Raw genomic sequence first — 6,770 nt, 5'->3', positions numbered from 1 at the left:
TCTCAAGTGACATTTACTCCAGAGAAAAAGAAAAAAGGGTTTCTCGCACGATTATTCGGAGGTTAAGTATTATTTGTTTCACATGAAACGTGTTACAATACTTAAGACATTATTGTGTGGACGTAATATTATGACTGCCACTTTTAGTGGCAGTTTTTTTGCAGTTAGATAGGAGGATTGTTTGTGATTATTCACATTTCACAAAACGCATGTGAAAACCAAATCGATGAAATTACACAGTTCGTTGAGTCGATGGGCTTAAATGCACATCGTTCCAACGGTTCAAATAGAATTATTTTAGGCTTAACAGGAGACGTATCTAAGGTAGATGTGAACACGCTGAAAAAATATCATATCGTAGAAGGTGTATATCGTATTACCGCGCCTTATAAAAAAGCAAACCGTCAATTCCATGAAAAAGACAGTATTATCGATATTGATGGTGTTAAAGTTGGAGGATCACACTTTTTAATGTGTGCGGGGCCTTGTTCTGTTGAGAACGAGACGGATACAATAGAACTCGCTAAACAGCTAAAAGCATCTGGTGCGAACGCGTTAAGAGGTGGAGCATTTAAACCAAGAACGTCACCTTATAGTTTCCAAGGGCTTGGCGTAGAAGGTTTAAAAATCTTAAATGAAGCGAAAAAAGAAACGGGACTTCCAATCGTTTCAGAACTTATGGGAACAGAACATTTAGATACATTTGTTGACATGGTTGACGTCATTCAAATCGGTGCACGTAATATGCAGAACTTTGATCTATTAAAAGCAATCGGCCAAACAGATAAACCAATTCTTTTAAAGCGCGGTATGTCAGCAAAAATTGAAGAATGGTTAATGAGTGCAGAATATATATTAGCAGGTGGCAATAAAAACGTTATTTTCTGTGAGCGCGGTATCCGTACGTTTGAAGATGCAACTCGTAATACGCTAGATATTCAAGCAGTACCTGTTGTACAAAAAGAGTCACATTTACCAATCGTCGTCGATCCATCTCATGCAGCAGGTATTCGTTACGTCATTCCGTCAATGGCAAAAGCAGCGGTAATGGCAGGGGCTAATGGACTTCAAATCGAAGTGCACCAAAATCCTGAAAAAGCATGGAGTGATGGTCAACAATCGTTAACACCTGAAGAGTTTAGTGATTTAATGTCGACGATACAATTATTGCTCCAAATGGAAGGCAAGACATTATAAGCCTATAAGTGCTATAGTCATGTTTTAATTAAAGGAGAGTTATGAATAAATCAATTCAAAGCCACGCGATGGTCATTATGATGTTAATCGTTATCGTGACATTTATAATCGCATTTATCGTTTCGATGAGTTACTTAGTGGAATCGGAGGACGAGCCTTTGTATACATTTGAAGAAGCGTTACAACTACAATTAAATAATGGAACAGAAGATTTAAAATTTGATTCGGGCTACCTTGTACCTGCGACAGATGAAGATATTAAAAATGCTATGGACCCTAAACACCAAGGCGTATTTCAGTTTGTACAACTAGATAATCAGTCAAAAATCTCTGTTGAAGATGCTAATGAATTGTTAAAAGACTCAGGTGTTTTAAAAGATACTGGTGAATTTTTTGTTCAGGCAGAAAAAGAATATAATGTGAATGCATTATATTTAATAGCACATGCAAAAATAGAAACAGGTAACGGAAAGTCAGAGCTCGCAAAAGGAATTAAAGTTGATGGAACTACGTACTATAATTACTTTGGGATTGGAGCATTTGATATCGGGGCGATAAAAACAGGAAGCAGTTATGCCAAAAAAGCAAATTGGGATTCAAAAGAGAACGCAATTCTCGGTGGTGCGAAATTTATTAAAGAGCATTATTTTGATAATAATCAAGTAACGCTCTACGATATGAGATGGAATCCAAACTCGCCAGGAACGCATTTATATGCGACGGATATAAAATGGCCAGATTCTATTGCTAGAGTGTTAGAATCACATTACGAAGCAGTACAATTAAAGCCGGATTTTATAGAGAAAGACATATATAAAGAGGAGTAACGCTATGCGTTACTCCTCTTTTGCTCCGATCACTCTATTCGGATGGCTATAAATATTGAATCCACCACGTCTAATAAAACCGACTGCCGTTATATTTAAATCTTCAGCAAGGCGAAGCGCCAGGTCCGTCGGTGCCGATTTAGACAATACAATTCCGACTCCGATTTTAGACACTTTCGTTAATACTTCAGAAGACATTCTTCCACTAAAAATAATCACTTTGTCGTGAACGGTAATACCGTTTTTTAAGCAATAGCCGTAAAGTTTATCGAGTGCGTTATGTCGACCGATATCTCCACGTTGTACGATGATTCCGTCAGGTGAAGCAATACTCGCGTTATGAATACCGCCAGTTTCTTTAAAGACGTCAGACGTATTTTGCATCGTCTCCATAAGGTCAACAATCTGCTCTGGTGTCACTTTCGTTTTAGACATCGATACTTTTGACATTTCCATATCACTTTGGAAATAGAACTGACGACTTTTCCCGCAACATGACCCGAGAACGCGTTTTGTAAAGCTGAACACATCAATCGGAATTTCTCGAGTTGTTTCAATGTGACAAAAACCACCACGGTCATCGATGTTCATCGTTTTAATATCGTTAAATGAACGAATTACTCCTTCAGAAGCTAAAAAACCGATGACTAATTCTTCGAGATGGTCTGGTGTACAAACGAGTGTTGCAAACTCTGTGTCATTGATGTAAATCGTTAATGGAAACTCTGTAGCGACCTTGTCAGTTAACGTTTCGAATGCATTATTTTTATATTTTATAATCGTTTCATTTGAAATGATATTCAATTTAATTAACCCCTAAAAAATATATTGTAAACCCTTACTTACAGTTATATAATTCTAATTATACTTGATTGACAACTTTGTGAAAAGGAAGTAAGGGGGAAACACAATGTCAACAACGAAAAATCGCTGCTCATAGCACTGGCCGGTGTAGCTTTACATATTTCTATCGGGTCTGTTTATGCGTGGAGTGTATTTACTCAACCATTACAAGACAAAATTGGTTGGACGTTAAGTGAAGTATCGCTAATTTTTAGTATCGCGATATTTTTCTTAGGAACATCTGCAGCATTTATGGGTCACTTTGTTGAAGCGAGAGGACCAAGAGCATCAGGTTTAATCTCAACGATATTCTTCGCATCTGGTTTAATCGTTTCTGGGTTTGCCGTACAGATTGAAAGTCTTTGGTTACTATATCTTGGTTACGGTGTCCTCGGTGGTATTGGACTCGGTATCGGGTACATTACACCAGTTTCAACTTTAGTTAAATGGTTCCCAGATCGACGTGGAATGGCGACAGGTCTTGCAATTATGGGATTCGGATTTGCAGCGATGATCGCAAGTCCAGTAATGGGGTACTTAATCGATTCAGTTGGAATCGCAAACACGTTTTACATAATGGGTGCGACATACTTCGTAATTATGCTTTCAGCGAGTCTCTATATCGAAAGACCACCTGAAGGTTACCACCCATCAGGTGTTCCATTAGAAGAACAACCAGAGCAAAAGAAAGACTACGTGCAACTTGTTGCGAACGAAGCAATTAAAACACGTCGATTCTATTTCTTATGGTTAATGTTATTCATAAATATTACGTGTGGAATCGCGATATTAGCAGTTGCAAGTCCAATGGGACAAGAAGTTGCAGGTTTATCTGTAAAGAGTGCGGCACTGATGGTAGGAATTATGGGAGTATTTAACGGTGCAGGACGCTTAGTTTGGGCAAGTATCTCAGACTATATCGGTCGACCAAATGTGTATACTGTATACTTCATCATTCAAATCGTCGTATTTGCGTTACTACCGTTTACAACAAACGGCGTACTATTCATGATTATGTTATTCATCATGATTTCTTGTTACGGTGGAGGATTCTCAGCAATTCCAGCGTATATCGCTGACTTGTTCGGTACAAAACAACTCGGTGCAATCCACGGATATATTTTAACAGCTTGGGCACTTGCAGGTTTAGTTGGACCATTTATCGTAGCAAAAATTTACGAAGCAACACAAAGTTACGACATGACATTATACATTTTCGTTGCGATGTTTGTCGTAGCGTTAATAATTTCGATTCTCATCCGCTCAGATATTGCTAAAATTAAAAGAGAATCAGAGTTAAACAACTAAACAAGCGAATCAGTTTAGACGAATTAAATCATTCATCATTCCTACCCTATATTGTGTATAATATAGGGTAGAAATATTTTGAGGGGGAAATATAATGGGCAAAACATTACATCCAGGTCCAATTAATAAGACAAAACGCTGGGACCCCAAATTATGGGTAAGTCCAATTCCATTTGGATTAACTAAAGTTAAACCACATCATATGAGAGATACAGCCAAAATCGTATGGAAAAATAGAGATAACTTAAACTACGCCAAAAACATCATTTTAAAAGGTGTATGTGACGGGTGTGCATTAGGTGTGTCTGGTCTTCAAGACCAAACGTTAAACGGTCCACATATGTGTACGACACGTTTTAACGTATTACGTTTAAATACTGCACCACCAATTGACCCAGAGTTTTTACACCAAGATATCGATGAGTTACGCAAATACTCAAGTCGTGAGCTCCGTGAAAAAGGAAGAATTCCTTATCCGATGATCCGCCGTAAAGGCGAGCGTCGTTTTACACGTATTTCTTGGGATGAGGCAATGGAGCAAATTTCAGATAAAATGCGTGAATTAGATCCGAAACAATACGCGTTTTACTTAACGAGTCGTGGGATTACAAACGAATCGTACTATGTAGCAGCTAAAATAGCGCGTTTCTTAGGTACAAACCATATCGACAACGCCTCACGTATTTGTCACTCACCATCTAAATCAGCGCTAATGCGCTCAATTGGTGTTGGTGCCTCAACTTGTAACTATCAAGACTGGCTAGGTACAGATGTACTAGTATTCTGGGGATCTGTTGCATCTAACGCATCACCAGTATCAACGAAGTACATGATGGAAGCAAAAAAACGTGGTACGAAAATTATCGTAATTAACCCGTACCGTGAACCAGCACTCGAAAACTACTGGGTACCATCAGTTGCTGAATCTGCATTATTCGGAACGAAAATTGCAGATGAATTCTACGAAGTAAATATCGGTGGAGATATTGCTTTAATGCACGGTATCATGAAGCATTGGTTTGATATGGAGGAAGCACGTGAAGGTGCTGCAATTAACCATGAATTTATTAAAGACCATGTAAATAACTACGAAGACTTAGTAGAAAACGTGAAATCTCAAGACTGGGATGAAATTGTTAAGTCTTCAGGTGTTTCTAAGAGCGATATTATCGAACTTTCTGAAACACTTGCGCACGCAAAAACAGGTGTTATGGTCTGGGCGCTCGGTTTAACGATGCACTCACACGCAACAGATAACATCTCACAAGTTGCGAACATCGCGTTATTACGTGGATGGTTAGGTAAAAAACATTGCGGATTAATGCCACTACGTGGACACTCAAGTGTACAAGGTTCAGGAGAAATGGGTGCAGATCCATTCTCACTTCCTGGTGGAGGATTTGACGATAAAAACGTCGAAAGAATCGAGAAGTTATGGGGCTTTGACTTACCAAACTGGCCTGGAGATACAGTCGGTGTAACGATTGAAAACGCAATGTTAGACGAAGACAACGAAAGAAAACTAAAACTATACTATATGTCAGGTGGTAACTTCTTAGAGACGATGCCAAACCCTGACTTTGTAGAACAAGCTTTAGCTAACTTAGATATTCGTGTGCACCAAGATATTATTTTAAATACGTCTACACTCGTCGATGCAAAAGAAGCAGTCATCGTATTACCAGCGAAAACTCGTTACGAGCAAGACGGCGGTGGTTTATCGACATCTACAGAGCGTATGGTTTACTTCTCCCCTGAAATTGAAGGAAACCGTAATAGAATCGAAGAAGCACGTAGTGAGTGGCAGATCTATGTCGATCTCGCTAAACGTGTGAAACCTGAAGATAGTCATTTAATCGACTTTAAATCAGGACAAGAGATTCGTAACGAAATCGCAAAAGGTAACCCTGCATATGATGGGGTACAGTACTTAACTAAAGCAGGAGACGTTTACCAATATGGTGGTGCTTGGTTATGTGAAGGTGGCGTATGTCCAACTCCAGACGGTCGTGCGAACTTAATTACGATGGAGATTCCAAAGAGTAATGAAAAAGCTGGAGAGTATAAACTCTTAATGCGCCGTGGTGCACAGTTTAACTCAATGGTTTACGGTGACTTAGATAACTTTAACCACATGGGTCGTCACGATGTACTGATTAACCCACAAGACGCTAAGCGTCAAGCGATTGAAGACGGAGAAGCAATCGTACTTTACAATGAAAATGGAGTATTCCAAGGACATGCGAGATATGCAGATATCCGTGAAGGTAACGTAGGTACGTTATTCCCAGAAGGAAACTTCTTAGCACAAATCGGTGTATACGAGAGCTTCGTTGAAATGCCGGATTATAACGCAAACGTTAAAGTAGAAAAAGCAGACTTCTTCAATGCAAATAAAGACAGACAATATTTAGAAAAACCAGTACCGGATTTAGAAGATAATCCGAACTAATTTACAAATACCTGAGGTTTTACACCTCAGGTATATTTTTATATATTGAATATTCAGAAAATTCATTTACTTTTAACTTTGAATGAGGCATAATCAAATCATTAATTAATTTTGAGGTGAGTAAAATGACTTTTGATCCAATT

At 38.6% G+C, this 6,770-nt stretch carries 5 protein-coding genes; 4 read left to right on the top strand and 1 reads right to left on the bottom strand.

Annotated features, from left to right (window positions below):
* Nucleotides 1-183: 183 nt before the first annotated feature.
* Both aroF and HMPREF3029_RS01065 read left to right on the top strand, forming a co-directional pair.
* Nucleotides 184-1,197, top strand: coding sequence for a 3-deoxy-7-phosphoheptulonate synthase (gene aroF, locus HMPREF3029_RS01070; protein ID WP_070709270.1), 1,014 nt, complete (start codon nt 184-186; stop codon nt 1,195-1,197).
* A 41-nt stretch (nt 1,198-1,238) separates the two neighbouring features.
* A complete protein-coding gene (locus HMPREF3029_RS01065; protein ID WP_070457137.1) occupies nt 1,239-2,024 on the top strand; it encodes an N-acetylglucosaminidase in 786 nt (261 codons plus the stop codon).
* Between the two features lie 9 nt (nt 2,025-2,033).
* On the opposite strand, the gene fdhD is transcribed toward HMPREF3029_RS01065, so the two are convergent.
* The gene (gene fdhD / locus HMPREF3029_RS01060) at nt 2,034-2,834 is read right to left on the bottom strand and encodes a formate dehydrogenase accessory sulfurtransferase FdhD (RefSeq protein ID WP_068129170.1); all 801 of its coding nucleotides are present in this window, start codon (nt 2,832-2,834) and stop codon (nt 2,034-2,036) included.
* A 120-nt stretch (nt 2,835-2,954) separates the two neighbouring features.
* Here fdhD and HMPREF3029_RS01055 point away from each other — a divergent pair, with 120 nt between their 5' ends.
* Both HMPREF3029_RS01055 and HMPREF3029_RS01050 read left to right on the top strand, forming a co-directional pair.
* Entirely contained in the window at nt 2,955-4,175 is a 1,221-nt protein-coding gene (locus tag HMPREF3029_RS01055; RefSeq protein WP_070709268.1) for an L-lactate MFS transporter, read from the top strand.
* A gap of 94 nt (nt 4,176-4,269) precedes the next feature.
* Nucleotides 4,270-6,627, top strand: coding sequence for an FdhF/YdeP family oxidoreductase (locus tag HMPREF3029_RS01050; protein WP_070622611.1), 2,358 nt, complete (start codon nt 4,270-4,272; stop codon nt 6,625-6,627).
* Nucleotides 6,628-6,770: the final 143 nt, after the last annotated feature.

The organism is Nosocomiicoccus sp. HMSC059G07, assembly GCF_001815515.1.
In the GTDB taxonomy this organism is placed as follows: Bacteria; Bacillota; Bacilli; order Staphylococcales; family Salinicoccaceae; genus Nosocomiicoccus; species Nosocomiicoccus ampullae_A.
This window is presented reverse-complemented; position numbering and strand designations above follow the sequence as displayed.